The organism is Rhizobium sp. SYY.PMSO (assembly GCF_046840415.1).
Lineage (GTDB): Bacteria > Pseudomonadota > Alphaproteobacteria > Rhizobiales > Rhizobiaceae > Rhizobium.
The window spans coordinates 474,687-497,797 of record NZ_CP177349.1; the positions used below are offsets into that span (position 1 = coordinate 474,687).

A 23,111-nucleotide genomic window follows, 5' to 3' on the forward strand; every position below is an offset into this window, starting at 1 on the left:
CAATTCCAACCGACTACGGCGGAAATACGACGTCTACTCCATTTTGTCCCGGCGGCGCCATGGACCATCATGCAATTTTTCGTATGATGATGAAATGCTTGCCATGTCCGGGACCAGCATGGGGGGATATTCGCGCAAAAATGCCGCACTAACAAATGTCTTGAGTTGTTGCGGAGTACCCCAAACTGTGGTTTGAAGCGCAATGGATTGTAGGGATACTGCGTTTGAGGAAGATCTGGGATCAAACGCTGGAGGGAGAGACATCGTGATGAAAAGAGCTTACGCGGCTCTGGCGGCTGTGATCTGTCTGCTTTTTGCGACAGGCAGTTACGCCGATCAGCCGAAACCTTGGGAAACCGGCATGCAGGAGGCGGCTACCGGCAACATGCATCAAATCCGCTGGTTTGAGGCATACACGCTTTGGTTTATCATTCCGATCACGCTGCTGGTTCTCGTCCTCCTGTTGGTGGTCATCGTGAAGTTCCGGGCTTCCAGGAACCCGGTTCCGTCCAGGACGAGCCACAACACCTTGATCGAGGTTGTCTGGACCATCGGTCCGGTCCTCATCCTGCTCTTCCTGGCCATTCCCTCCTTCAACCTTCTCACCGATCAGCTGACGTTCCCGGAGCAGACGGATGTCACCGTCAAGGCGACGGCGACGCAGTGGCAGTGGAATTACGAGTATGAGAACAGTGGCGCGACGCCGGTCGCCTTCGATTCGTTCATGCTGAAGGAGCAGGATCGCGCCGCCGCCGGCAAGGACGACAAGTCGAAGTATCCGCGGCTTCTTGCCGTCGACAACGAAATGGTCGTGCCCGTCGGCAAGAACGTGCGCGTTCTCGTCACGGCAGCGCCGGCCGACGTCATCCATTCCTTCGCCATGCCGTCTTTCGGCATCAGGATCGACGCCATTCCGGGCCGCCTGAACGAAACCTGGTTCAAGGCCGACCGCGAAGGCCTGTATTACGGACAGTGTTCCGAGCTCTGTGGCAAGGATCACTCTTTCATGCCGATCGCCATCCGCGTCGTCTCCGATGATCAGTACAAGCAGTGGCTGACGGCCGCCGCAACCGATCTGAGCAAGGCGAACAAGGCTCTGATGGCCGCCGTCGATCAGCCGACGACCGTCAAGGTCGCCGAAAACACGGCGAAGTAAGAGGGGTAGGAACAATGGCTGGATCCACGGCACACGACGATCACTCGCACGATCTTCACGACGCCCACGCGCATGACGATCATCACGCACACAAGACGACCTTCGCCGAGCGTTGGCTTTTCTCGACGAATCACAAGGACATCGGCACGCTCTACCTGATCTTCGCGATCTTCGCGGGCGTCATCGGCTTCCTCCTGTCGGTCGCGATTCGCATGGAATTGCAGGAACCCGGCATCCAGATCTTCAGCGGTCTGGCGTCCATGGTTTACGGCTACTCCGGCGATGCCTCCATCGACGGCGGCAAGCAGATGTACAACGTCTTCGTCACCGCCCACGCGCTGATCATGATCTTCTTCATGGTCATGCCGGCGATGATCGGCGGCTTCGCCAACTGGATGGTGCCGATCATGATCGGCGCGCCGGACATGGCCTTTCCGCGCCTGAACAATATTTCGTTCTGGCTTCTCGTCCCGGCCTTCCTGCTGCTCATTCTCTCGATGTTCGTCGAGGGGCCGGCGGGTGCCTATGGCGCCGGCGGCGGATGGACCATGTACGCGCCCTTGTCGAGTACGGTCGGCCATCCCGGCCCGGCGATCGACCTGGTCATCTTCGCGCTGCATATCGCAGGCGCTTCCTCGATCCTCGGCGCGATCAACTTCATCACCACGATCCTGAACATGCGCGCTCCGGGCATGACGCTGCACAAGATGCCGCTGTTTGCCTGGTCGGTTCTGATCACCGCGTTCCTGCTGTTGCTGTCGCTGCCGGTTCTGGCCGGCGCCATCACCATGCTGCTGACGGACCGCAACTTCGGCACGACCTTCTTCTCGCCGGAAGGCGGCGGCGATCCGCTGCTCTACCAGCACCTGTTCTGGTTCTTCGGCCATCCGGAAGTCTACATCCTGATCCTGCCCGGTTTCGGCATGATCAGCCATATCATCTCGACCTTCTCGCGCAAGCCGATCTTCGGTTATCTCGGCATGGCTTATGCCATGGTCGCGATCGGCGCCGTCGGCTTCGTCGTCTGGGCCCACCACATGTATGTGACCGGCCTTTCGCTCGACACGCAGCGCTACTTCGTCTTCGCGACGATGGTCATCGCCGTCCCGACAGGCGTCAAGGTCTTCTCGTGGATCGCGACGATGTGGGGCGGTTCCATCCAGTTCCGCACGCCGATGATCTGGGCGCTCGGCTTCATCTTCCTGTTCACGCTCGGCGGCGTCACCGGCGTCCAGCTCGCCAATGCCGGCCTCGACCGCGAACTGCATGCGACCTACTACGTGGTGGCCCACTTCCACTACGTTCTGTCGCTCGGCGCCGTCTTCGCCATCTTCGCCGCCTGGTACTACTGGTTCCCGAAGATGACGGGCTATATGTACAACGAGCGCATCGGCAACTGGCACTTCTGGATCACCTTCATCGGCGTGAACATGGTGTTCTTCCCGCAGCACTTCCTGGGTCGTGCGGGCATGCCGCGCCGCTACATCGACTATCCGGACGCCTATGCCGGCTGGAATTTCGTCTCCTCCGTCGGCTCCTATGTCGCAGCCGTGGGCCTTTGCTTCTTCTTCTGGGGCGTTATAGATGCTTTCTCGAAGAAGCGCGTCGCAGGCGACAATCCCTGGGGCGAGGGCGCAACCACGCTCGAGTGGCAGCTTTCGTCGCCGCCGCCCCACCACCAGTGGGAAGAGCTGCCGCGCATCAAGTAGCCTGTTTCCGGACGCCGTGATAAACGGCGTCCGTCTCAACTGATAATTGGAAGAGAGAATGACGGTCATCGACAATCACGAAGCGCTCGCAAAGCAAGGCGAAACCGGCCTGTCGGAAGCGGGTGCGCGCGATTATTTCGAGCTGCTGAAGCCGCGTGTCATGTCGCTGGTCGTCTTCACCGCCTTCACCGGTCTGGTGCTGGCCCCCGGCCACATCAATCCGGTTCTCGGCTTCATCGCCATCCTCTGCATTGCCGTGGGTGCCGGTGCGTCCGGCGCTCTGAACATGTGGTATGACGCCGATATCGATGCGGTGATGAGCCGCACCGCGCGCCGGCCGATCCCGTCGGGCCGCATCAATCCGTCGGAAGCGCTGGCCTTCGGCCTGGTGCTGTCGGGCTTTTCGGTGACGATCCTCGGGCTGGCGGTCAACTGGCTTTCCGCCGGCATTCTCGCCTTCACCATTTTCTTTTACGCCGTCATCTACACGATGTGGCTGAAGCGTTCGACGCCGCAGAACATCGTGATCGGCGGCGCCGCGGGTGCTTTTCCGCCGATGATCGGCTGGGCTTGCGTAACCGGCAGCGTGACGATCGAGAGCATCGTGCTCTTTCTCATCATCTTCCTGTGGACCCCGGCGCATTTCTGGGCGCTGGCGCTGTTCAAGATGGGGGACTACGAGGCCGTCGATGTGCCGATGCTGCCGAATGTGGCCGGCATCCCGACGACCAAGAATCAGATTGTCGTCTATGCCGTGCTGACGGCCATCATCGGTGTCGTGCCGGCCATCATGGGCTTTGCCAGCTTTGGCTATGGCGTCGTCGCCGCCGTGCTCGGCGCGATCTTCGTGCACTGTTCCATCGCCGTCTGGCGCATGGCCGATGGCGATATCAAGATGGTGCCGGCAAAGAAGCTCTTCGGCTTTTCCATCTTCTACCTCTTTGCGATCTTTTCCGCGCTGCTGATCGACCGGCTCGTTGCCGTGCTGATGTCGGGCGGCGCCGGAGGCTGGCTATGATCGAGCTTGTCAAGCTGACGGATGCGCAGAAGAAATCGCGGCGAGGGCGCAACATAGCGCTCGGCCTGGTGCTTGCCGGTCTGGTGATCCTGTTCTACGCGATCACCATCATCAAGGTCGGCTCAGGACACGTTTGAGGAGGCGTGATGGGGGAGGTAACGAAAAGCACGAAAAGCGGCAGCCGTAACAACGGGCTGGTCGTTGCCATGTGCCTGAGCTTCGTCATCGGCATGAGCGCCATGTGCGCCGCTGCCGTGCCGCTTTATCGGCTCTTCTGCCAAGTCACGGGCTTCAACGGTACGACGCAGCGCGTCGATCAGGTGTCCAATGTCATCCTCGACAAGTCGATCCAGGTTTCCTTCGACGCCAATGTCGCGCCCGGCCTGCCGTGGGATTTCAAGCCGCTGCAGAAAACGGTGAGCCCGAAGATCGGCGAGACTGTCGAGGTCAAGTTCATGATCGAGAACAAGTCGGACAAGATGGAGCGCGGCCAGGCGATGTTTAACGTCACGCCGCTCGAAGCGGGGGTCTATTTCAACAAGGTACAGTGCTTCTGCTTCAATGAAACGGATCTCGCGCCACGGGAAAAGCGCGAGATGTCGGTGGTCTTCTACGTCGATCCTGAGATCACCAAGGCGGTGGAAACCAAAACGATCAACGCGCTGACACTGTCCTACACATACTACCCGCGGGAAGGCGCAAAGCCCGTGGCATCCAATGACGGCACTGTGACGCCGGCGGAAAAGAAGCTTTGATGGAGAGTGCTTTTCGGTTTGACCGGAAGCAATATGGGAAAAAGTTATTCGGGGATTGCTGATATGGCCGAAGTGCATCAGAGAAAACACGATTATCACATTATCGATCCCAGCCCCTGGCCGATTACCGCGGCCTTCGGGGCTTTCGTGATCACCTTCGGCGGTGTCTGCTTCATGCGCTACCTGAACGGCGGCGCGCTGCATCTTTTGGGGATCAATTTCGCACAGCCCTGGCTGTTCTTCATCGGCCTCGCCGTAATCCTCTACGTCATGTACGGCTGGTGGGCTGACACGATCAAGGAAGCGCATGAGGGCGCGCATACCCGCGTCGTCTCGCTGCATCTGCGCTACGGAATGATCATGTTCATCGCCTCGGAGGTGATGTTCTTCGTCGCGTGGTTCTGGGCCTATTTCGACGTCAGCCTGTTTCCGAACGAGGCGATCCAGGCATCGCGCACCGCCTTCCTCGGCGGTCAATTCCCGCCGAAGGGCGTCGAGGTGCTCGACCCCTGGCACCTGCCGATCTACAACACCATCATCCTGCTGTTGTCGGGCACCACAGTCACCTGGGCGCACCATGCGCTGCTGCATGGCGACCGCAAGGGCCTGATTCAGGGGCTGACGCTGACGGTCCTGCTCGGCGCATTGTTCTCCTGCGTGCAGGCTTATGAATATGCGCATGCGCCGTTCGAGTTCAAGAATTCGATCTACGGGGCGACCTTCTTCATGGCGACCGGCTTCCATGGCTTCCATGTTCTGATCGGCACCATCTTCCTGCTGGTCTGCCTGGTTCGTGCCATCCGGGGCGATTTCACGCCGAAACAGCATTTCGGCTTCGAGGCCGCCGCCTGGTACTGGCACTTCGTCGACGTCGTCTGGCTGTTCCTGTTCTTCTGCATCTACATCTGGGGCAGCTGGGGTGCTCCGGTCGCGGCCGGCTGACCGGTCTCGATCTTTCGATAACGGAAGGCGGGCGCCCGGCGTCCGCCTTCCGCTTTTGGGTGCCTGGAGAAATTCGGAAAAGCGCGTCGCGGTTTTCCGTTCGGAATTGCGTAAAAGCAAAGGCGTCAGCCTGTCGATGCAAGCCTCTCGAATGCGGTCGGATGAACCATGGGGCGAGAGAGCAGCTGCCGGATTTCCTCGGCACAGGCCTCGGGGCTGTTCGTCGAGGTGTCGACCTCCAGGTCGTAGATGCCGGGCCGGTGCACATGCTCCTGCCAGGCGACGACCGGCGCGGGAATGGGTGCGCCGGCCGCAATCGCCACATAATCGCGCCGTCTTTCCGGCCCTTCCGCCAGCCGGCGCCGCATCACGACATCGAGCGGGCAGCGCACGCCGACGAGCAGGGCCGGCAACCCCGTCAGCAGCCGGGCGCAATCGGCGAGAATGCCGAGCGGGCGGGAATAGGCGTCGTGATGCCCGAATTCCGCGACGACATTCAGCCCCCTGCGACTGTGTTCGGCAATCGAGGCATAGAGTGCGGCATAAAGGCGCGGAACCAGCGGCTCGATGTCGGGCCGCTCTCCGCCGGGCCTGAGGCCGATGCCCGGCCGATAGCGCGCGGGCATGATGTGTCGCACATGGGCGTCGACACCGAGATTGAGCCATACGCCGTCGAAATCAGCCTGAATCACCTCGACGATGCTGCTCTTTCCGGATCGCGGCGCGCCGTTCAGAATGATGATGTGGCCGGGTGGCGTTCCGTCGCTGCATGTCATGAATTCGGTCCTTTTCGCATGCTTTCCGGGCTTATGGCGAGGGCATCCGGTCTTTTTCGATTGAACGGATGTGCACATCGCGGCTACTGATAATAACCGGGGCGGGATCTGTACATCCGCCCGCAATGGCAGGCTGATCGAGACAGAACGTTGAACGCAGAACAAGACAAGACGCCGGATGGCGCAGCCCACACCGACAGCGCTCACTTCGCGCCCGTCGATCCGTTCAAGGTCGGCATTCAGGGATGTTGTCCGCGTTGCGGTCAAGGCAAGCTCTTCAGCGGATTATTGTCGCTGAAGCCACGCTGCGCCGCCTGCGGCCTCGACTACGCCTTTGCCGATGCCGGCGACGGTCCGGCCGTCTTCGTCATCCTGATCGTCGGCTTCATCATCATCGGCTCGGTCCTGTGGATGCAGATCAACTATGCGCCGCCGATCTGGGTCTATATCGTGCTGTTCGCGCCGCTGACCATCATCCTCTCGCTTCTGTCCCTGCGATGGTGCAAGGGCATCCTGATCGCCCTGCAATATCGCAACAATGCCAGCGAAGGGCGAGTGAGTCGTGACTGAGCAGGCAGCGGCCGTCCGTCGCGCCAACCCTCTTTGGCAGATCGCCAAGGCGCTCCTTCTGCTTGTCGCATTCCTCATCCTGATCGGGCTCGGCACCTGGCAGGTCGAGCGGCTGCAATGGAAGGAAGGCCTGCTGGCCGATATCGCCGCGCGCACGGATGCGCCCGCCGTGCCCTTGTCGGCGATCGAGGCCATGGCGGCATCCGGCGGCGATATCGAATATCGTGTCGTCACCGCAACCGGCCATTACCTGAACGACAAGGAGCGGGATTTCCTCGCTACCTATGACGGCGATCCCGGCTATCACATCTACACGCCGCTGCAGCTGGACGATGGCCGCTTCGTCTTCGTCAACAGAGGCTTCGTGCCTACCGAGGCCAAGGAGTCCGAAAAGCGCAAGCAGGGTGAACTGACCGGCGAACAGACCGTTACCGGCCTTGCCCGCGCCAAACTTGCCGAGCGGCCCGACGGCATGCCGGACAATGACCTCGGCAAGAACATCTTCTTCTGGAAGGACCTGGATGTCATGGCGTCCAGCGTCGGCCTGCCGAAGGATAAGGTGCTGCCTTTCTTCATCGACGCCGACAAGACGCCCAATCCGCAGGGGTTGCCGGTGGGGGGCGTCACCATCGTCGATCTGCCGAACAATCATCTGCAATATGCCGTCACCTGGTATGGATTGGCCATCGCGCTGGCGGCAATCGTCGCCATTTCCTGGTGGCGCAAGCGTCATCCGGACGCGCCCTCACAATAGAGACATGCAATAGAATAGCTTCATTTCGATGGAATATTCGGCTAGAGCATGATCCCGAAAGTGCGCAGTGGTTTTCGGATAAGATCACGCGGGCTAAATGGACTAGGCGGCAAGGCATCCCTATCTATGACTGAGCCATCGTCGCGCATTTCGGAAGAGATATGAACATAGCCGTTTCCAAACCCGACCTGACCATCCGGCTTTGCGGGCCGCGCGGCTTCTGCGCCGGCGTCGACCGCGCCATCCAGATCGTCGTTCTGGCGCTGAAGGCCTATGGCGCGCCGGTCTATGTCCGCCACGAAATCGTGCACAATCGCTATGTCGTCGAAGGGCTGGAGGCCAAGGGCGCCATCTTCGTCGAGGAACTGGACGAAATCCCCGCCGAACATCGCGCCCAGCCGGTCGTTTTTTCGGCGCATGGCGTGCCGAAATCCGTGCCGGCGGATGCCGATGCGCGCAATCTCTTCTATCTCGATGCGACCTGTCCGCTGGTTTCCAAGGTGCACAAGCAGGCCATGCGTCACAACCGTCTCGGCCGCCATGTCGTGCTGATCGGCCATGCCGGCCACCCGGAGGTGATCGGCACCATGGGGCAGCTGCCCGAAGGCGCTGTTTCGTTGATCGAGACGGTGGAGGATGCCGATGTTTACGAACCCGTCGATCCTGACAATCTCGGCTTCGTCACGCAGACGACGCTCTCGGTCGACGACACCGCCGGCGTCATCGCGCGGCTGCAGGAGCGCTTCCCCAATCTCACGGCGCCTGCGGCAGACTCGATCTGCTACGCCACAACCAACCGGCAGGAAGTGGTGAAGGAGGCGGCTCCGGGCTGCGATCTCTTCATCGTCGTCGGCGCGCCGAACTCCTCCAATTCCAAGCGTCTCGTCGAAGTGGCGCTCAGGGCAGGGGCGAAGAAATCCGTCCTCGTCCAGCGGGCCTCCGAGATCGATTGGAACAATATCGGCGATATCAGGACGGTCGGCCTCTCGGCTGGTGCGTCTGCGCCGGAAGTCATCGTCAACGAGATCATCGAAGCGTTCCGCACCCGCTACAATGCCGTGGTGGAACTCGCTGAAACTGTGAAGGAAACCGAGAATTTCCTCGTCAACCGCGAGCTTCGCAGTATAGAGCTGACGACAGCAGACATGGCTTTCGTCAACGGCGATTGAGGAACGGCCACCTCGCCCTTCGATGCATTGCCGCCGCATCGGCAAAGCACCTCAGGATGAGAGTCTTGCAGCCGTGCGCCGAGGGAGTGGCCCTCATGGTGGGGAGGCCTTAAGGCCGTCTCGAACCACGAGGGCGGATGGCTACGGTAGTCAGCATATCAAGGGAATAATTCGTGGCCGTTTATACCGATATTACCGAAGACGATTTGAAATGGTTCCTGACGGAATATGATGTCGGCGAGCTGCTCTCCTACAAGGGCATTGCCGAGGGCGTCGAGAACTCGAACTTTCTGCTGCATACGAGCCGTGATCCGCTGATCCTGACGCTCTACGAAAAGCGCGTCGACAAGGGTGATCTGCCGTTCTTTCTGGGGTTGATGCAGCATCTGGCAAGCCGCGGCCTGTCATGTCCGCTGCCTCTCCCGCGCCGCGACGGCGTCTTGCTCGGTCATCTCTCCGGCCGCCCCGCTGCCCTCATCTCCTTCCTTGAGGGCATGTGGTTGCGCAAGCCCGAAGCGCATCATTGCCGCGAAGTCGGCAAGGCGTTGGCCGCGATGCATCTCGCCGGCGAAGGTTTTGAAATCCGCCGCCCGAACGCGCTGTCGCTTGAGGGCTGGCAGGCGCTTTGGGAAAAGTCCGAGGAGCGCGCCGATGAGGTTGAAGCCGGTCTGCAGGGCGAGATTCGCGGCGAGCTCGATTTCCTCGGTCAGCATTGGCCGAGGGATCTGCCCGAAGGCGTCATCCATGCCGATCTTTTCCCGGACAATGTCTTCTTTCTCGGCGACACGCTGTCCGGCTTGATCGATTTCTATTTCGCCTGCAACGACCAGCTCGCCTACGACGTCTCGATCTGCCTCAATGCCTGGTGCTTCGAGAAGGATCACGCCTACAACATCACCAAGGGCATGGCGCTGCTGGAGGGCTATCAGAGCGTCAGGCCGCTGAGCGCTGCCGAAATCGCCGCCTTGCCGACGCTTGCGCGCGGCTCGGCGCTGCGCTTCTTCCTGACGCGGCTCTATGACTGGCTGACGACGCCGGCCGGCGCTCTCGTCACCAAGAAGGACCCGATCGAATATCTGCGCAAGCTGCGCTTCCACCGCCAGATCGCCTCCGCCGCCGAATACGGGCTGCAGGCATGAAGCACGTCGATATTTTCACGGATGGCGCCTGCTCGGGCAATCCCGGCCCCGGCGGCTGGGGCGCAGTGCTTCGCTACGGCGAGGTGGAAAAGGAACTCTCCGGCGGCGAAGCGGATACGACCAACAACCGCATGGAGCTGATGGCGGCGATCTCGGCTCTGTCAGCCCTGAAGAGCCCGTGCGAAGTCGACCTTTACACCGACAGCGTCTACGTCAAGGACGGCATCACCAAGTGGATTTTCGGCTGGAAGAAGAACGGCTGGAAGACCGCGGACAAGAAACCGGTGAAGAATGCCGAGCTGTGGCAGGCGCTGGATGAAGCCTATAATCGCCACAAGGTGACGCTGCATTGGATCAAGGGTCACGCCGGACATCCGGAGAACGAGAGGGCGGACGAACTGGCACGCAAGGGCATGGAGCCCTTCAAGCGGAAATAGCGCTCCGTCATGGATTGAGGGTGGGCCGACGGCCTGCTGCTCGGCTGTGGCACCATTTGCGGCAAACATAATGGTCGCCTCACTTGCTGGGCGTCTCGGGTATGCCTGCATAGCGGCGGAGCGTGAGCCGTAAGACTCACCTTGGCATAACCACGATTCTTGCATCTGTTTTCCGGGCCAAGGCCATAGGAAGAAAGCATGGAACAACGGGGATGCAGATATTCAAGGGAGCATCGAATGCCCGAGACCATTTTTCTTGCTGGCGCGACCGGCGCAATCGGACGCAAGCTTGTTCCCTTGCTGATCGGAGCGGGTTTTGCCGTCCACGGGACCACCCGCCGGCCGGAGCGGCAGGATAGTCTGCGCGCCCTCGGTGCGACGCCCGTCGTCGTCGATGTCTTCGACGCGAAGGCTCTGGCGGCGGCGTTGCTGCGAGCAAAGCCGGATATCGTCATCCATCAGCTGACGGATCTGCCTTTCGGGCTCGATCCGGCGCAGATGGAGGAGGGGCGTATCCGCAATGCCCGCATTCGTGAAATCGGAACGAAGAATCTGGTCGATGCCGCCGTCGCTGCCTGCGCCGGGCGAATGATATCGCAAAGCATTGCCTGGTCCTATCAAGCCGGTGACGGCCCGATCACCGAAGACACGCCGCTTCAGGAGGGTGCAACGGCGATACGGACGCTCGAGTCCCTCACTCTTTCGGCCCCCGGCATTGCCGGTACGGTATTGCGGTATGGTCTGCTCTATGGACCGGGAACCGGTTGCGACGCGCCGGCCGGCTCCACAAGCCTGCATGTGGACGATGCGGCAAGCGCCACCCTGCTCGCGGTGCAGACCGCCGCGATCGGCATCTTCAATGTGGTCGAGGATGGCGGGCCGGTTTCGAACGCCAAGGCGAAATCGATACTGGGATGGCGTCCGCTCGAACGGAACGGCGAATAGCCGATCGCCGGTCGCGCCGGGGCATGAATGGGGCGGCGGCCATGCCCCCGCTTTCGAAACATGACCGCCGCCCCAAGGCCGGTTTTCTACCGGCCGATATTCTGCGTGCTGCGCCTTGCTGCGGTATATGGCAATGCGAACATGTAGAGGCCGCTGAACAGCAGCAGGAAGAGCGGCGGCAGCGGCGAGTAGACTACCCAGGAAGGCGGCGTTCCGATTCCCATGGCGACGAAGTTGGCGATGACCGCCACCGTGAAGATGATGGAAAGCCAACGGTGGGCTTGTCGAATGGATTTGGTCAAACTCATCTTGTCTCCTCTTGCAGCGGGTCTGGCCGCCCTTGTTCGCCGCACGGATACGGCCCGCCGGCTTTCAATCCGCGCGCGCCAAAACCTGCTCCAGATTTCCGAAGAATTTCTGCCAGCCGTGTTGGGCGCCGATATAGGCCTGCTGTTGATCCGGGCGGAAGCCCGATTGCTCCATGCGCAGGCGGGTTCCCGCGCCCGTCGGCGTAAGCGTCCAGACGACGATGCTTTCCAGGCCGTAGGCATCCCATGTGTAGGAAAGGGTTTTGTTCGGCTCGACTTCCAGAACCCGGCAGTCGACGGCGCCCCAATCGGCGCTTAGCTTGAAACGGTGATCCACGCTTGGCTTGAAGTCGTTCTTCATCAGCCATTCCTCGATCAGATGCGGCTGAGTCAGCGCGCGCCAGATCTTTTCCGGCGGAAAGGCGATATCCCGTTCGACAACGACGGAACGTATTTCGGCTGAAGTTTCGTTCATTGGTCCATCCTTTTGAGTAGGTCTTCGAGGTCATCGAACCGGCTCTCCCAGAACCGGGTCATCTGGTTCGTCCAGTCGGTCAATGGCGCCAGGGCTTCAAGCTGGGCGCTGTAATGCGTCTGGCGGCCTTCGGGGCGATCGCGCACGAGCCCGGCACGCTTCAGAGCGGCAAGATGCTTCGAGACGACGGGCTGCGAAACGCCGGCCCGGGCCGTCAGCGCCGCAACGGTCTTTTCCCCCTCCCGGCACAGGCGCTCGAAAATGGCCCGGCGCGTGGGGTCGGCAAGCGTTCGGAAAAGCAGGTCATGGGCATTCGACATCTATTCATACCTCGGCGGCTATGAATAGATGTATAGCTGCCTGGCTATGAATGAGTCAAGCCGGAAGGCGATCGCGGCGATGATGTCGTTCGGGAGGCCATGGCTGTGCGAGCGGGAAGGAGCGGTCCATCGATAGCGCTCATGCCGGCAAAAGTGCAAAGCTTGTGGCGAAGCGTCTTGCCCGGCTGCCCTTTCCCTCTATGCTGGCCGCGACATACAGGGAGGTAGGCATGATCCTGCATTGCGTTTTTCTTCGGCTCAAATCCGCCATGACACAGGACGAGAAGAGAGCTCTCTTCGAGTCGGTGGCCGCCTTGCAGAAGGTCATCCCCGGCATCGTCGATATGAAACTCGGGCCGAACGTCTCGCCTGAGGGACTGCATGGCGGCTTCGCGGACGGCTTTGTCGTCACGTTCGAGAGCGCCGAGGCGCGCGATGCCTATCTGGTGCATCCCGATCACGTCGCCGTCGGCGAGCGGATCGTTTCGTCCACGGACGGCGGCCTGGCCGGCCTGATGGTCTTCGACTTCAATATCTGAACTGGCACGAATATCTGAGTTGACACGGTCGCAGCCGAAAATGGCTGCGACCGCGCTTGTTGCGGGATCAGCTTGATTTCGCCATCGCGGCCGCCAGCTGCTCAACGTTATAACGGAACATTTTTTCGTATGTCGAAGCCGGTCCGTTGGACTTGGAGAGAGCCTCGACATAGAGCTCGCCGCCGGGCTCCGCGCCGGTTGCCTTGGCAACCTGCTTGACGAGGCGCGGATCGTTCGAGTTCTCGAAGAAGTAGGTTCTCACATGCTCGGTCTTGATCTGCTCGATCAGCTTGGCGACGTCGGCGGCCGAGGCTTCCGTTTCGGTGGAAACGCCGAGCGGCGACAGGAAGCTCACCTTGTATTCGCGCCCGAAGTAGCCGAAGGCGTCGTGGCTGGTCAGCACCTTGCGGCGATCTTCGGGAATCTTGTCGAACTTGCTGTGCGCAAAGGCATCGAGCTCGGTCAGGACTTTGGTGTAGCGCTCGGCATTGGCCTTGAAATCGGCGGCATCGGCCGGATCGGCCGCGGAGAGAGCCTTCTCGATATTGGCGACCCAGATCTTCACATTGACCGGGCTGTTCCAGACATGCGGATCGGTGATGGTCTTGCCGTCGTCGACCATGGTGCGGGTGTTAATGCCCTCGGAGGCAACGACGGGCGTTCCCTTGTAGCCCGATGCGGTGATCAGCCGGTCCATCCAGCCTTCCAGGCCTTCGCCGCTGACGAAGACGACCTTGGCGGCGTTCAGCGTCTTGGCATCGGCCGGCGAGGGCTCGAATTCATGGGGATCGCCATTCGGGCCGACGAGGCTCGACACTTTCACATGGTTGCCGCCGACATGCTTGACGACATCGGCCAGCACGGTGAAGGACGCGACGACATTGAGCGTTTCGGCGGAGGCCGGAGCGACGACGCCGAAGGCGACGAAGGCCGTCGCTGCGGCTGAGAGAAGCAGTCTTCGTTTATGCATGCGAGTCTCCTTGTTCGGATTAGCCCCGGAGATGGGGACGGGGAAAGAACCGCCGGGCAAGGCCCGACGGTGCGAAGAGAATGGAGAAGCCGTAGATCAGGCTGGCGGTGATGATGATCGTCGGGCCGGAGGCGAACTCGAGATGATAGGAGGCGATCAGGCCGATATAGCCGGCCGCTGTCGCCGTGCCGGTTGCGATTGCCATCATCACCGGCAGGCTGCGCGACCAGAGCTGGGCGACCGCCGCCGGCAGCATCATGAGCCCGACGGCCATCAGCGTGCCGAGCGCCTGGAAGCTGGCGACGAGGTTGAGCACGACGAGCAGCAGAAACAGGAAATGATAAAGCGGACCGCGCCCGCCGACGGCGCGCAGGAAGCCGGGATCGAAGCACTCCATGACCAGCGGCCGGTAGATGATGGCGAGCGCCAGCAGCGTCACCGTCGTAATGGCGCCGATCTGGTAGAGGGCCGGCGCGTCGATTGCCAGAATGGTGCCGAAGAGCACATGCAGCAGATCGATGTTGGAGCCGCGCAGCGACACGATGAGAACGCCGAGCGCAAGCGAGGTGAGATAAAAGCTCGCAAAGCTCGCATCCTCCTGCAGAACCGTGGCGCGGCTGACGAGGCCGGAAAGCAGCGCCACCGAAAGGCCGGCGACGAGGCCGCCAAGCCCCATCGCGGTCAGCGACAGGGAGCCGGCGATGAGATAGCCGATGGCGGCCCCCGGGAGAACCGCATGGCTCATGGCGTCGCCCATCAGGCTCATGCGCCGCAGCATCAGGAAGACGCCGATCGGGCCGGAACCTAGGCCGAGGCAGATGCATGCGACAAGCGCGCGCCGCATGAAACCGTAATCCGCGAACGGCGCGAGGAAGAGGTCATAGACGGTCATTCGGCCGGCTCCCGCTTCACCAGTCCGCTTTCGCTCTCCTCACCACCTGCCGGCAGGCATTCCTCGGCCTCGTCATCCCAGCGCTCGGCCATGGCGCGCGCCTTGATGAGATTCGCCGGGCTCATGACATCCTGGGTCCTGCCCCAGCTGACCAGCTCGCGGGCAAGCAGCAGCGTTTCGGGAAAGCAGGCGCGCACCTGCTCGAAATCGTGCAGGACGGCGATAACGGTGCGGCCCTCGCTGTTCCATCGCAGCACGAGATCGAGGAGGTCGCGTGTCGTGCGCTGATCGATCGCCGTAAACGGTTCGTCGAGCAGGATGACACGCGCATCCTGCAGCAGCAGCCGCGCAAAGAGAACGCGCTGGAACTGTCCAGACGAGAGAGAGCCGATATGCCGCCGCTCGAAGCCGGAAAGCCCGACGACCGCAAGCGCCTCGCGCGCCCGTTCGATATCCTTGCGGGAGAATTGACCGAAGGCGCCGGCATTCTTCCAGGCACCCAGCATCACCGTATCGGCGACCGAAATCGGAAAGCGCCTGACGATATCGGCGGCCTGCGGCAGATAGCCGAAATCGTCGCGCGTCAGCGCTCCTCGGTCGATAGAGCCGCCCGCCGGCCGCAATTCGCCGACGATCGCCTTAAGCAGCGTCGACTTGCCTGCCCCGTTCGGCCCGGCAATCGCCGTCAGGCTGCCGGCGGCAAAGCTGCCGGAGATATGGTGCACAGCCGGATGGCGCTCGTAGGTGACAGTGAGATTTTCAAGGCGGATCAGGTCGCTCATGCCAGGGCCACCGCCCAGCCGATGGCCGCCCAAAGCACCGCGATGCCGACAGCCACATAGGCAAGACGCATCAAGGCCGAGCGCCCCATGAGGGACGATGCGAAGGGATCACGGTCGAAAGGCATTTGGAGGCTTTCAATTATGTAATAACATTACGTGTTCTAGCCGATGAAATGCGGCGAAAAAGAGGCGATGGCGCACAATAGCTGTGCGGCTTCCCGGAGAAGTCCAAGGGTATCTGAACGAGAAAGGGCGCCTTGCGGCGCCCTCAATCTTCAAATGCGTCTTAAATTAAAGCTGCTCGATCATGGCGGCAGCGCCGGATACGGTTGCCTGACCGGGGCTTTCCTCGATGTTCAGCGTCTTCACGAGACCGTCTTCCACCAGCATGGAATAACGCTTCGAACGAATGCCGAGGCCGCCTGCGGAGAGATCGATGTCCAGACCGAGCGCCTTGGTGAAGGAGCCGTCCCAATCGGCAAGGAAATGGATCTTGCCCACGCCGCCCGATGATTGTGCCCAAGCGCCCATGACATGCCAGTCGTTGACGGCGACGACGGCGATATCGTCGACGCCCTTGGCGAGAATGGTGTCGCGGTTCTCGAGGTAGCCCGGCAGGTGATTGAGCGAGCAGGTGGGCGTGAAGGCGCCGGGCACGGCGAAGAGCACGACGCGCTTGCCGGCAAACAGTTGCTCGGTGCTGATCTCGACCGGGCCGTCGGCGGTCTTTTCCTTGAAGATGGCGTCAGGCAGCTTGTCGCCAATGGCGATGGACATGGTTCTCTCCTTGGGTCGTGGATTTGCAACGCCGTTGCGGCGCCTGTTGTGTAAAGTCGCTACGGAAAACTATAGGGCCGGCCTATTCGAACGCAAGGCTGGTCTCCATGGCGCGGTCGCCGTCGACGACGAGAATGCCCCAGCTCTTGCCTTTGATATCGTAAGTCTGCGGCAGCTTGCCGATTTCGATCTCCGTGGAGAAGGTGGGGCCTTCCCGCTTTGCGTTTGCCTGCTGAAAGAAGATGTAGCCCGATGGCCCCGTAACATAGATTGCGGGCGCCTTTCCGCTCGCGTCCGGCAGCTTCAGGCGCAGCGAAAGGCTCCTGGCATCGGCCGAGATGCTGTGGCTCTCGACGCTGAAATCCGACGAAGGCGCTTCCGGCAGCAGGGCTTTTGCCGCATCCAGCAGGGCCAGTTCATGCGATGTCGGCTGCTCGTCTGCCGGCAGCGGCACGGAAAGGTCGGCCTGGAACGGGATGCAGATATCCTTGCAAAGACCGATGAAGGCGTTCAGCTCGAGTTTTTCCGGGGCTTTTCCGGTAACGCGCAAATCGAGCGGCAATGTTACCGGCGCATCGTAGCCGATTTCCTGTATGGGGCCGACGCTGATCGGCTTCGGTATCGGATAGCCGGTCGTTTCCAGCGTCACGCCGCTGCCGGGGGCAGGTGTTATCTGCGGCGGGATGCCGCCCTGGCCCGGCTCGCGCCAATAGGTGATCCAGCCCGGTTCGGGTTCGATCTGCAAGGCGGCGCGTATGTGCCCTTCAGCATCCGGCGCCAGCGCCACCAGCCGCATTCGGCCGCCTTGATTGTCCACCCAGTCGCTCATGGCGGCATGGGCCATCGCAGCGCTGGACAGAAGCATGACGAACGGTATCGAGAGGCGGGGGAGGGTTCTTATTCCAATCATGAAACAAGGATTTAGCGGATCGGGACACCGGGAGCCAGCAGGACCGGAGAAGGAAATGATCATTTTCAGTTGATTGATTTATGACATTGCCCCATCTTGCTCATAAGCGGTGCACTTGTGGACTGCGGTCAGGAGGCACGATGTCCCTATCGACGCTGAAGAATAGACGCGAAAGAGGTTTTCTCGACGGTCAGTTCCTGATCGCCATGCCCGGCATGGAGGACCGGAATTTCCATCGGACGGTGGTTTACATTTGTGCCCATTCGGATGCCGGCGCCATGGGCTTCGTTATCAACCGGGCCCAGAAACTGACATTCACCGATGTTCTTCTGCATCTCGATATGATCAAGGACGACGATGCCATCGTGCTGCCGCAGGTGGCGCGTGATTTTCCGATCCAGACCGGCGGCCCCGTCGAAAGCGGCCGCGGCTTCGTTCTCCATTCCGACGATTATATCAGCGATAGCAGCATTCCCGTCAGCGACGATATCAGCCTGACGGCGACGCTTGACATCGTGCGGGCTATTTCCAAGGGAAGCGGCCCGAAGCGTGCGACGATGCTGCTCGGCTATGCCGGCTGGGGCGCGGGGCAGCTCGAGGCGGAGATCGGCAACAATGGCTGGCTGAATTGCCCGGCAAACGAAGAGTTGATTTTCGATCGCAGCCTCGACAACAAATATGAGCGCGCTCTGGCTTTGATGGGTATCAGTGCCGCGATGCTGTCGCCGCATGCCGGTCACAGCTGAGCCGATTTGCGTTATTTTGGAACGAACTAGCGTGTGCGACGTTTTCCTGTCAGAGCAACGGCAATACTGCCGTGCCAGCCAAGGAGGCGTAAAACATGAGCAGCACGACCGACAAGGTGTCCGGTAAGGTGAACGAGATCGCCGGCAAGGCCAAGCAGATGGCCGGCAAGGCGACCGACGACAAGGAAATGCGCGCCAAAGGCGCCGCACAGGAAGCCAAGGGCAAGGTGCAGACCGCCGTTGGCAAGGCCAAGGATAAGGTGAAGGGCGCCGTCGACCGGATGTAACCCGTTTGCCGTTCGGCAATCTACGGTCGCTGCTCCATTCGAATTGATGTTGCAGCAGCGATGTTGGGAGGAAGAGCCTGTTACGGAAACGTGGCAGGCTCTTTATTGATCGGCCAATCCATTTCTTCCGAGGGGATCATGCGGCTTTTCACTTGCGATCATTGCGGCCAGCCCGTCCATTTCGACAACAGGCAATGCGTCCGTTGCGGCCATCAGCTCGGTTTCGTTCCGGATCGCATGGCGATCCATGCGCTCGACGCCGATGGTGATGCGAACTGGCATCTGGTTTCCGAACCGGCGCGGCATGTGCGCTTCTGCGCCAATGCGGAGCTCGATATCTGCAACTGGCTCATCGATGCGGACGATCCGCAGCCCTACTGCGTCGCCTGCCGTCACAATCGCCTGGTGCCGAACACCGCCACCCAGGAAGGAATAGACCGCTGGCGGCGCATCGGCCAGGCGCAGCGGCATCTGTTCTATTCCCTGTTGCGCTGGAACTTGCCGCATCCGGATCGGGCGGAAGATCCCGAGGGCGGCTTGGTATTCGACTTTCTAGAAGACGAGGTGCAAGGCAACACCGTCGTCCCGGCCATGACCGGCCATGAGGAAGGGCTGATCGCCATTCGCGCCGCCGAAGCGGATGATGCGACGCGCGAGCAGGCGCGAACCTCGATGAACGAGCCCTATCGCACCTTGCTCGGCCATTTCCGTCACGAGACCGGCCATTTCATCTGGAACAAGCTCGTTCGCGATCGTGGAGAGTTCGACGCTTTCCGTGCCGTTTTCGGCGATGAGCGCGCCGATTATGGCGCGGCGCTTCAGGCTCACTACGATAATGGGCCGCCGCCGAACTGGCAGGAGAGCTTCATCAGCGCCTATGCGAGTTCTCATCCGTGGGAGGATTTCGCCGAATGCTTCGCGCATTACCTGCACATCGTAGACACTCTGGAAACTGCGCGCTCCTTCGGTCTGGCGATCGATCCGCAACGCTATCATGAGATGGCCGCGGAAGTGGATTTCAATCCTTACAAGGCCGAAAGCGCCGAGCAGCTCGTCAGCGCCTGGATTCCATTGAGCGTGGCGATCAACTCCATCCAGCGCAGCATGGGACAACCGGATTCCTATCCCTTCATCCTCTCGCCGCCGGTGGTCGCGAAGCTCGATTATATCCGCGAGCTGATCGACAGCGCCTGAGCAGGCATCAGGCGCGCTTGGTCAGCGGAAAGCGTTCCTTCAACAGGCGCAGCACCGAATCCGAGCCCATCGGCGGGCCGAAGATGAAGCTTTGGCCGTAGGTGCAGCCGATCTTGGCAAGCTCCAGCGCGTCTTCTTCCGACTCGATTCCCTCGGCAACGACGCGCATGTTGAGTTCGCGCGCCATGGAAATGACCGAGCGTAGCAGGACCGCTTTCTTGTCGCTGTCGTCGCGGACCATGGCCTTGTCGAGCTTGATCGTGTCGAAGGGGAAGCGGGTAAGATAGGCAAGCGAGGAGTAGCCGGTGCCGAAATCGTCGAGCGCCAGGCCGATGCCGGCGTCGCGGAGCTTGTCGAGTACGAGGCGTGCCTGTTCCGGATTCTCCATCACCTGCGATTCCGTCAGCTCCAGCTTGATGCGGCTTGGATCGCAATGGGTCTTGGCGAGCAGGGCGCGGATATCGTCGTAAAGCTCGTTGTTGAGCAGTTGTACGCTGGAAAGGTTGATGGAGACGAACAGCGGCAGGTCGCCGGTCTGTCGCTGCCATGCCTTCAGGTCGTTGGTCGCCTGTTCCAGCGCGAACATGCCGAGCGGGCCGATGATATCGGAAGCCTCGGCGATCGGAATGAACTCCGATGGCGGAATGCTGCCGCGCTTGGGATGTTCCCAGCGCATCAGCGCCTCGAAGCCCGCGACTTCCGCATCCTCGAGCCGTACGATCGGCTGATAGACGAGCGAGAGTTCCTTGCGCTCGACCGCGCGGCGCAGATCGGTTTCGAGCTGCAGGCGGTCCGTGCCGAAGCTGCGGAAGGCCGGCTGGAAGGGCTCGACGCGATTGCCGCCGGCGCGCTTGGCGCGATACATCGCCAGCTCGGCGTCGCTCAGCATGCCGGCCGCATTCTCCTGCTGGTCGACCCAGGACGTCAGCCCGACCGATGCCGTCAGGATGATCTCGCGATTGGCGAAATTGATCGGCACCATGATCGCCTTGCTGATCGCATCGGCAAAATCGGCCACCTTCGCCGGATCGCGTTCCGAAACGAGGATAAGGCCGAATTGGTCGCCGGAAAGGCGCGCCAGCGAATCCTGAGGCTTCATCAGGCGGCGAAGGCGCCTGGTCAGCGCGATGAGAATATTGTCGCCGGCTGCGAAGCCGAGCGTATCGTTGACGAGCTTGTAGCGATCGATGTCGATGACCATCACCGTCGGCCGCAATTGGTTTCCGTCGGAAGCCAGCGTCAGGACGGCCTGCAGGCGGTCCAGGAAGACCTGGCGATTCGGCAGCCCGGTCAGATTGTCGTGCACGGCATCATGCAGCAGCCGTTCCACCGAGTTCTTCTGCTCGGTGATATCGACGATGGTGCCGACGCAACGGATGATTTCGCCATTGGAGCCGAGCACCGGCCGGGCGCGGATGGACAGCCAGTGGAAATGACCGTCCTCGGCGCGAATGCGGAATTCGTGGTTCAGCCGGCCGCGCCGATGCTCCAGCAGCACGTCGAGCGTCGCGCGGAAGCGATCCCTGTCGTCGGGGTGAAGCCGTGGCAGCCAGTTGCGTGCCGCGCCATGCATGGTGCCGGGCGAAAGACCGAGCCTCATCGAGATATCGGGTGTCGTCACGACGCGGTCGCGCGCCACGTCCCAGTCCCAGACGGTGTCGCCGGAGCCGGTCAATGCCAGCGATTGCCGTTCCAGATCGGAGAATAGCCCCTGCTGGAACGCGCCGCCGGCAAAAGCATGCTGCATGACGGTGAAGCCGATCAGCAGCACGATCAGCACGAGGCCGCCGCCGAGCGCCGGCTGGATGATGTCGTTGTCGAGCTTGCCCATGACGGTCATCCAGCCGCCGAACAGCCAGACGAGAATCAGCGCCCAGGCAGGCACGAGCAGGATGGCGCGGTCATAACGGCTGAAGCCAAGGTAGATGATGAGCAGCAGGCCGGCCGTTGCGGTCAGCGCCAGCGACAGCCGCGCAATGCCGGCCGCAATCGACGGATCGTAGATCGCGACGCCAAAGAGCAAAGCAAGGCCGAGAACCCAGGCAAGCGTCACATAACCGAGATGCGCATGCCAGCGATTGAGATTGAGATAGGTGAAGAGGAAGATCACCAGACTCGACGCGAGCGCCACTTCCGCACAGGCGCGCCATATTCGCTGGTCGCTGGAGGTGATGCTGATGAGCTTGCCGAGGAAGCCGAAATCCACGCAGATGTAACCGAGCACGGCCCAGGCGAGCGCGGCCGTCGCCGGCAGCATCGACGTGCCCTTGACCACGAAAAGGATGGTCAGGAACACCGCGAGCAGCCCGGCAATGCCGAGCACGATGCCGCGGTAGAGCGTGAAGGCGTTGACCGTATCCTTGTAGGCGTTCGGTTCCCAAAGGTACAGCTGCGGCAGGTTCGGCGACGAAAGCTCCGCGACGAAGGTGACGACGGCGCCGGGGTTCAGCGTGATGCGGAAGACATCGGCCTCATCGCTCGGCTGCCGGTCGAGCGCGAAACCTTCGCTCGGCGTGATCGCGACGATACGCTGCGAACCGAGATCGGGCCAGAAGACCTTCGAATTCACCAGGCGGAAATGCGGGGCGACGATGACGCGTTCCAGCTGCTCTTCCGAGACGTTGGCGAGCGCGAACACCGCCCAATCGCCCTGATGATTGGGCGAGGAAGAGCGAACCTCGATGCGGCGACGGATGCCATCGGCACCGGCGGCGGTCGAAACCTGAAAGGCTTCACCCTGGTTGGTGTAGATTTCCGTCGTCGCCGTGAGATCGAGGGCGGTATCGTCGCGCGAGATCTTCACGGGCTCGGCCGCGTGCGCCATGCCGGCGATCAGCAGCATCAGGGCGGCGGCCAGCGCTGCGATCAAAACGCATAGCTGCCGGGCCATCGGCCTCGTCTGCATGAATCCGGCGATCATCGCTGGTCGAAGTTTCGGTTCAGGCTGGTGTCGGATGCCAGCCTTGAAAACATCACATGGTCGCGCCACTGACCGTTGATTTTAAGATAACCGCGCAAATGACCTTCCCGCTGGAAACCGGCTTTTTGCAAAAGCCGCATGCTACGCTCGTTATCCGGAATACAGGCTGCTTCAATTCGGTGCAACTCAAGTCCGGAAAAGATATAGGGTATAACCAACTGAAGTGCGGCGAACATATGGCCCTGACCGGAATAGCGCTCGCCCATCCAATATCCGATCATGCAGCTCTGCGCGGCACCGCGGCGAATATAGCCGATCGTGATCCCGCCAACCAGCGTCCTGTTTTCCCTGAGGAAAATGAACAGCGGCACCGCCTGGCCGGAGCTGTATTCCTGCTTGCCGCGGATGATGCGCGCCCGATAGGCGCCCTCGGTCAGCTCGTCGTGCCGCCAGGTCGGTTCCCACGGTTCGAGAAAGCGGCGGCTTTCGGCCCGGAGCCGGTGCCATTGATTGAAATCGGAGTAGCGCGGCAGGCGCAGCAAATATTGATCGTTTTCGAGTTCAACCGCGTCCGGATGACGTGAGAGAAACCGGAAGACAGATTTTTGCATGCCGCCAAGC

28 protein-coding genes are annotated in these 23,111 nt (G+C 61.2%); 16 read left to right on the plus strand and 12 right to left on the minus strand.

The annotated features are described in order from the left end of the window. Positions 1 to 268 precede the first annotated feature (268 nt). From coxB to ACJJVH_RS02290, 6 genes are all read left to right on the plus strand, one after another. Entirely contained in the window at positions 269 to 1,156 is an 888-nt protein-coding gene (gene coxB, locus ACJJVH_RS02265) for a cytochrome c oxidase subunit II (protein WP_112796543.1), read from the plus strand. A 14-nt stretch (positions 1,157 to 1,170) separates the two neighbouring features. Beyond that, entirely contained in the window at positions 1,171 to 2,865 is a 1,695-nt protein-coding gene (gene ctaD, locus ACJJVH_RS02270) for a cytochrome c oxidase subunit I (protein ID WP_112796545.1), read from the plus strand. A gap of 58 nt (positions 2,866 to 2,923) precedes the next feature. After that, entirely contained in the window at positions 2,924 to 3,883 is a 960-nt protein-coding gene (locus ACJJVH_RS02275; RefSeq protein ID WP_112796547.1) for a heme o synthase, read from the plus strand. Then, a complete protein-coding gene (locus tag ACJJVH_RS02280; RefSeq protein ID WP_412065212.1) occupies positions 3,880 to 4,020 on the plus strand; it encodes a hypothetical protein in 141 nt (46 codons plus the stop codon). The genes ACJJVH_RS02275 and ACJJVH_RS02280 overlap by 4 nt, the downstream gene beginning before the upstream one ends. A gap of 9 nt (positions 4,021 to 4,029) precedes the next feature. Next, complete coding sequence (locus tag ACJJVH_RS02285) at positions 4,030 to 4,638, plus strand: cytochrome c oxidase assembly protein (RefSeq protein WP_113370390.1); 609 nt, start codon at positions 4,030 to 4,032, stop codon at positions 4,636 to 4,638. 63 nt (positions 4,639 to 4,701) lie between these two features. Beyond that, positions 4,702 to 5,580, plus strand: coding sequence for a cytochrome c oxidase subunit 3 (locus ACJJVH_RS02290; protein WP_112796551.1), 879 nt, complete (start codon positions 4,702 to 4,704; stop codon positions 5,578 to 5,580). 125 nt (positions 5,581 to 5,705) lie between these two features. On the opposite strand, the gene ACJJVH_RS02295 is transcribed toward ACJJVH_RS02290, so the two are convergent. Continuing rightward, a complete protein-coding gene (locus ACJJVH_RS02295) occupies positions 5,706 to 6,356 on the minus strand; it encodes a phosphotransferase-like protein (protein ID WP_113385284.1) in 651 nt (216 codons plus the stop codon). Between the two features lie 150 nt (positions 6,357 to 6,506). On the opposite strand from ACJJVH_RS02295, the gene ACJJVH_RS02300 reads away from it, so the two are divergent. The 6 genes from ACJJVH_RS02300 to ACJJVH_RS02325 all read left to right on the plus strand — a co-directional run bounded on the left by ACJJVH_RS02300 (position 6,507) and on the right by ACJJVH_RS02325 (position 11,370). Then, on the plus strand, positions 6,507 to 6,926 hold the full coding sequence (locus ACJJVH_RS02300; RefSeq protein ID WP_113355986.1) for a DUF983 domain-containing protein: 420 nt from the start codon (positions 6,507 to 6,509) through the stop codon (positions 6,924 to 6,926). Then, positions 6,919 to 7,680, plus strand: a complete 762-nt coding sequence (locus tag ACJJVH_RS02305; protein ID WP_412064645.1) for an SURF1 family protein — start codon at positions 6,919 to 6,921, stop codon at positions 7,678 to 7,680. The genes ACJJVH_RS02300 and ACJJVH_RS02305 overlap by 8 nt, the downstream gene beginning before the upstream one ends. A 161-nt stretch (positions 7,681 to 7,841) precedes the next feature. Beyond that, positions 7,842 to 8,849 carry a 4-hydroxy-3-methylbut-2-enyl diphosphate reductase gene (gene ispH, locus ACJJVH_RS02310; RefSeq protein WP_112796557.1) on the plus strand — a complete coding sequence of 336 codons (1,008 nt, stop codon included), beginning with the start codon at positions 7,842 to 7,844 and terminating at the stop codon, positions 8,847 to 8,849. A 173-nt stretch (positions 8,850 to 9,022) separates the two neighbouring features. Further along, a complete protein-coding gene (locus tag ACJJVH_RS02315; RefSeq protein WP_112796559.1) occupies positions 9,023 to 9,988 on the plus strand; it encodes a homoserine kinase in 966 nt (321 codons plus the stop codon). After that, entirely contained in the window at positions 9,985 to 10,425 is a 441-nt protein-coding gene (gene rnhA, locus ACJJVH_RS02320) for a ribonuclease HI (protein ID WP_112796561.1), read from the plus strand. The genes ACJJVH_RS02315 and rnhA overlap by 4 nt, the downstream gene beginning before the upstream one ends. 237 nt (positions 10,426 to 10,662) lie before the next feature. Then, positions 10,663 to 11,370, plus strand: coding sequence for an NAD-dependent epimerase/dehydratase family protein (locus tag ACJJVH_RS02325; RefSeq protein WP_412064646.1), 708 nt, complete (start codon positions 10,663 to 10,665; stop codon positions 11,368 to 11,370). 86 nt (positions 11,371 to 11,456) lie between these two features. Here ACJJVH_RS02325 and ACJJVH_RS02330 read toward each other — a convergent pair whose 3' ends face one another. The 3 genes from ACJJVH_RS02330 to ACJJVH_RS02340 all read right to left on the minus strand — a co-directional run bounded on the left by ACJJVH_RS02330 (position 11,457) and on the right by ACJJVH_RS02340 (position 12,473). After that, positions 11,457 to 11,678, minus strand: coding sequence for a hypothetical protein (locus ACJJVH_RS02330; protein ID WP_112796565.1), 222 nt, complete (start codon positions 11,676 to 11,678; stop codon positions 11,457 to 11,459). 64 nt (positions 11,679 to 11,742) lie between these two features. Next, complete coding sequence (locus tag ACJJVH_RS02335) at positions 11,743 to 12,153, minus strand: SRPBCC family protein (RefSeq protein WP_112796566.1); 411 nt, start codon at positions 12,151 to 12,153, stop codon at positions 11,743 to 11,745. Further along, complete coding sequence (locus ACJJVH_RS02340) at positions 12,150 to 12,473, minus strand: metalloregulator ArsR/SmtB family transcription factor (RefSeq protein ID WP_112796568.1); 324 nt, start codon at positions 12,471 to 12,473, stop codon at positions 12,150 to 12,152. The genes ACJJVH_RS02335 and ACJJVH_RS02340 overlap by 4 nt, the downstream gene beginning before the upstream one ends. Positions 12,474 to 12,703: 230 nt before the next feature. Here ACJJVH_RS02340 and ACJJVH_RS02345 point away from each other — a divergent pair, with 230 nt between their 5' ends. After that, positions 12,704 to 13,012: a Dabb family protein gene (locus ACJJVH_RS02345; protein ID WP_112797333.1), complete on the plus strand. Its 309-nt coding sequence runs from the start codon at positions 12,704 to 12,706 to the stop codon at positions 13,010 to 13,012. Positions 13,013 to 13,079: 67 nt separating this feature from the next. Here the strand turns inward: ACJJVH_RS02345 and ACJJVH_RS02350 are convergent, their stop codons facing one another. From ACJJVH_RS02350 to ACJJVH_RS02375, 6 genes are all read right to left on the minus strand, one after another. Further along, positions 13,080 to 13,982 carry a metal ABC transporter solute-binding protein, Zn/Mn family gene (locus ACJJVH_RS02350; protein ID WP_412064647.1) on the minus strand — a complete coding sequence of 301 codons (903 nt, stop codon included), beginning with the start codon at positions 13,980 to 13,982 and terminating at the stop codon, positions 13,080 to 13,082. Between the two features lie 19 nt (positions 13,983 to 14,001). After that, positions 14,002 to 14,874, minus strand: a complete 873-nt coding sequence (locus ACJJVH_RS02355; RefSeq protein WP_112796570.1) for a metal ABC transporter permease — start codon at positions 14,872 to 14,874, stop codon at positions 14,002 to 14,004. Then, on the minus strand, positions 14,871 to 15,656 hold the full coding sequence (locus ACJJVH_RS02360; protein ID WP_112796571.1) for an ABC transporter ATP-binding protein: 786 nt from the start codon (positions 15,654 to 15,656) through the stop codon (positions 14,871 to 14,873). Before ACJJVH_RS02360 ends, ACJJVH_RS02355 begins: the two co-directional genes overlap by 4 nt. Continuing rightward, a complete protein-coding gene (locus ACJJVH_RS02365) occupies positions 15,653 to 15,781 on the minus strand; it encodes a hypothetical protein (protein WP_280949796.1) in 129 nt (42 codons plus the stop codon). Before ACJJVH_RS02365 ends, ACJJVH_RS02360 begins: the two co-directional genes overlap by 4 nt. Before the next feature lie 166 nt (positions 15,782 to 15,947). After that, a complete protein-coding gene (locus tag ACJJVH_RS02370) occupies positions 15,948 to 16,433 on the minus strand; it encodes a peroxiredoxin (RefSeq protein WP_412064648.1) in 486 nt (161 codons plus the stop codon). Between the two features lie 82 nt (positions 16,434 to 16,515). Then, complete coding sequence (locus ACJJVH_RS02375) at positions 16,516 to 17,298, minus strand: protein-disulfide reductase DsbD domain-containing protein (RefSeq protein ID WP_412064649.1); 783 nt, start codon at positions 17,296 to 17,298, stop codon at positions 16,516 to 16,518. A gap of 185 nt (positions 17,299 to 17,483) precedes the next feature. On the opposite strand from ACJJVH_RS02375, the gene ACJJVH_RS02380 reads away from it, so the two are divergent. From ACJJVH_RS02380 to ACJJVH_RS02390, 3 genes are all read left to right on the plus strand, one after another. After that, positions 17,484 to 18,089 (plus strand): YqgE/AlgH family protein, encoded by a 606-nt coding sequence (locus ACJJVH_RS02380; RefSeq protein ID WP_112796575.1) that lies wholly within the window; start codon positions 17,484 to 17,486, stop codon positions 18,087 to 18,089. Between the two features lie 95 nt (positions 18,090 to 18,184). After that, on the plus strand, positions 18,185 to 18,376 hold the full coding sequence (locus ACJJVH_RS02385; RefSeq protein WP_112796577.1) for a CsbD family protein: 192 nt from the start codon (positions 18,185 to 18,187) through the stop codon (positions 18,374 to 18,376). A gap of 138 nt (positions 18,377 to 18,514) precedes the next feature. After that, positions 18,515 to 19,570: a putative zinc-binding metallopeptidase gene (locus ACJJVH_RS02390; RefSeq protein ID WP_112796579.1), complete on the plus strand. Its 1,056-nt coding sequence runs from the start codon at positions 18,515 to 18,517 to the stop codon at positions 19,568 to 19,570. Positions 19,571 to 19,577: 7 nt separating this feature from the next. Here the strand turns inward: ACJJVH_RS02390 and ACJJVH_RS02395 are convergent, their stop codons facing one another. Both ACJJVH_RS02395 and ACJJVH_RS02400 read right to left on the minus strand, forming a co-directional pair. Then, positions 19,578 to 22,490 carry an EAL domain-containing protein gene (locus ACJJVH_RS02395; RefSeq protein ID WP_412064650.1) on the minus strand — a complete coding sequence of 971 codons (2,913 nt, stop codon included), beginning with the start codon at positions 22,488 to 22,490 and terminating at the stop codon, positions 19,578 to 19,580. Then, complete coding sequence (locus ACJJVH_RS02400) at positions 22,487 to 23,101, minus strand: GNAT family N-acetyltransferase (protein ID WP_112796583.1); 615 nt, start codon at positions 23,099 to 23,101, stop codon at positions 22,487 to 22,489. The genes ACJJVH_RS02395 and ACJJVH_RS02400 overlap by 4 nt, the downstream gene beginning before the upstream one ends. Positions 23,102 to 23,111: the final 10 nt, after the last annotated feature.

Excerpts from the sequence above, each read along its gene's own strand:
- ACJJVH_RS02370 (WP_412064648.1), bottom strand. The coding sequence starts at position 16,433 with ATGTCCATCGCCATTGGCGACAAGCTGCCTGACGCCATCTTCAAGGAA.
- ACJJVH_RS02345 (WP_112797333.1), top strand. The coding sequence starts at position 12,704 with ATGATCCTGCATTGCGTTTTTCTTCGGCTCAAATCCGCCATGACACAG.
- ACJJVH_RS02280 (WP_412065212.1), top strand. The coding sequence starts at position 3,880 with ATGATCGAGCTTGTCAAGCTGACGGATGCGCAGAAGAAATCGCGGCGA.
- ACJJVH_RS02355 (WP_112796570.1), bottom strand. The coding sequence starts at position 14,874 with ATGACCGTCTATGACCTCTTCCTCGCGCCGTTCGCGGATTACGGTTTC.
- ACJJVH_RS02380 (WP_112796575.1), top strand. The coding sequence starts at position 17,484 with ATGTCCCTATCGACGCTGAAGAATAGACGCGAAAGAGGTTTTCTCGAC.
- coxB (WP_112796543.1), top strand. The coding sequence starts at position 269 with ATGAAAAGAGCTTACGCGGCTCTGGCGGCTGTGATCTGTCTGCTTTTT.
- ACJJVH_RS02400 (WP_112796583.1), bottom strand. The coding sequence starts at position 23,101 with ATGCAAAAATCTGTCTTCCGGTTTCTCTCACGTCATCCGGACGCGGTT.
- ACJJVH_RS02330 (WP_112796565.1), bottom strand. The coding sequence starts at position 11,678 with ATGAGTTTGACCAAATCCATTCGACAAGCCCACCGTTGGCTTTCCATC.
- ispH (WP_112796557.1), top strand. The coding sequence starts at position 7,842 with ATGAACATAGCCGTTTCCAAACCCGACCTGACCATCCGGCTTTGCGGG.
- ctaD (WP_112796545.1), top strand. The coding sequence starts at position 1,171 with ATGGCTGGATCCACGGCACACGACGATCACTCGCACGATCTTCACGAC.
- ACJJVH_RS02360 (WP_112796571.1), bottom strand. The coding sequence starts at position 15,656 with ATGAGCGACCTGATCCGCCTTGAAAATCTCACTGTCACCTACGAGCGC.
- ACJJVH_RS02275 (WP_112796547.1), top strand. The coding sequence starts at position 2,924 with ATGACGGTCATCGACAATCACGAAGCGCTCGCAAAGCAAGGCGAAACC.
- ACJJVH_RS02385 (WP_112796577.1), top strand. The coding sequence starts at position 18,185 with ATGAGCAGCACGACCGACAAGGTGTCCGGTAAGGTGAACGAGATCGCC.
- ACJJVH_RS02395 (WP_412064650.1), bottom strand. The coding sequence starts at position 22,490 with ATGATCGCCGGATTCATGCAGACGAGGCCGATGGCCCGGCAGCTATGC.
- ACJJVH_RS02350 (WP_412064647.1), bottom strand. The coding sequence starts at position 13,982 with ATGCATAAACGAAGACTGCTTCTCTCAGCCGCAGCGACGGCCTTCGTC.
- ACJJVH_RS02365 (WP_280949796.1), bottom strand. The coding sequence starts at position 15,781 with ATGCCTTTCGACCGTGATCCCTTCGCATCGTCCCTCATGGGGCGCTCG.
- ACJJVH_RS02295 (WP_113385284.1), bottom strand. The coding sequence starts at position 6,356 with ATGACATGCAGCGACGGAACGCCACCCGGCCACATCATCATTCTGAAC.
- ACJJVH_RS02290 (WP_112796551.1), top strand. The coding sequence starts at position 4,702 with ATGGCCGAAGTGCATCAGAGAAAACACGATTATCACATTATCGATCCC.
- rnhA (WP_112796561.1), top strand. The coding sequence starts at position 9,985 with ATGAAGCACGTCGATATTTTCACGGATGGCGCCTGCTCGGGCAATCCC.
- ACJJVH_RS02325 (WP_412064646.1), top strand. The coding sequence starts at position 10,663 with ATGCCCGAGACCATTTTTCTTGCTGGCGCGACCGGCGCAATCGGACGC.
- ACJJVH_RS02375 (WP_412064649.1), bottom strand. The coding sequence starts at position 17,298 with ATGCTTCTGTCCAGCGCTGCGATGGCCCATGCCGCCATGAGCGACTGG.
- ACJJVH_RS02285 (WP_113370390.1), top strand. The coding sequence starts at position 4,030 with ATGGGGGAGGTAACGAAAAGCACGAAAAGCGGCAGCCGTAACAACGGG.
- ACJJVH_RS02390 (WP_112796579.1), top strand. The coding sequence starts at position 18,515 with ATGCGGCTTTTCACTTGCGATCATTGCGGCCAGCCCGTCCATTTCGAC.
- ACJJVH_RS02340 (WP_112796568.1), bottom strand. The coding sequence starts at position 12,473 with ATGTCGAATGCCCATGACCTGCTTTTCCGAACGCTTGCCGACCCCACG.
- ACJJVH_RS02335 (WP_112796566.1), bottom strand. The coding sequence starts at position 12,153 with ATGAACGAAACTTCAGCCGAAATACGTTCCGTCGTTGTCGAACGGGAT.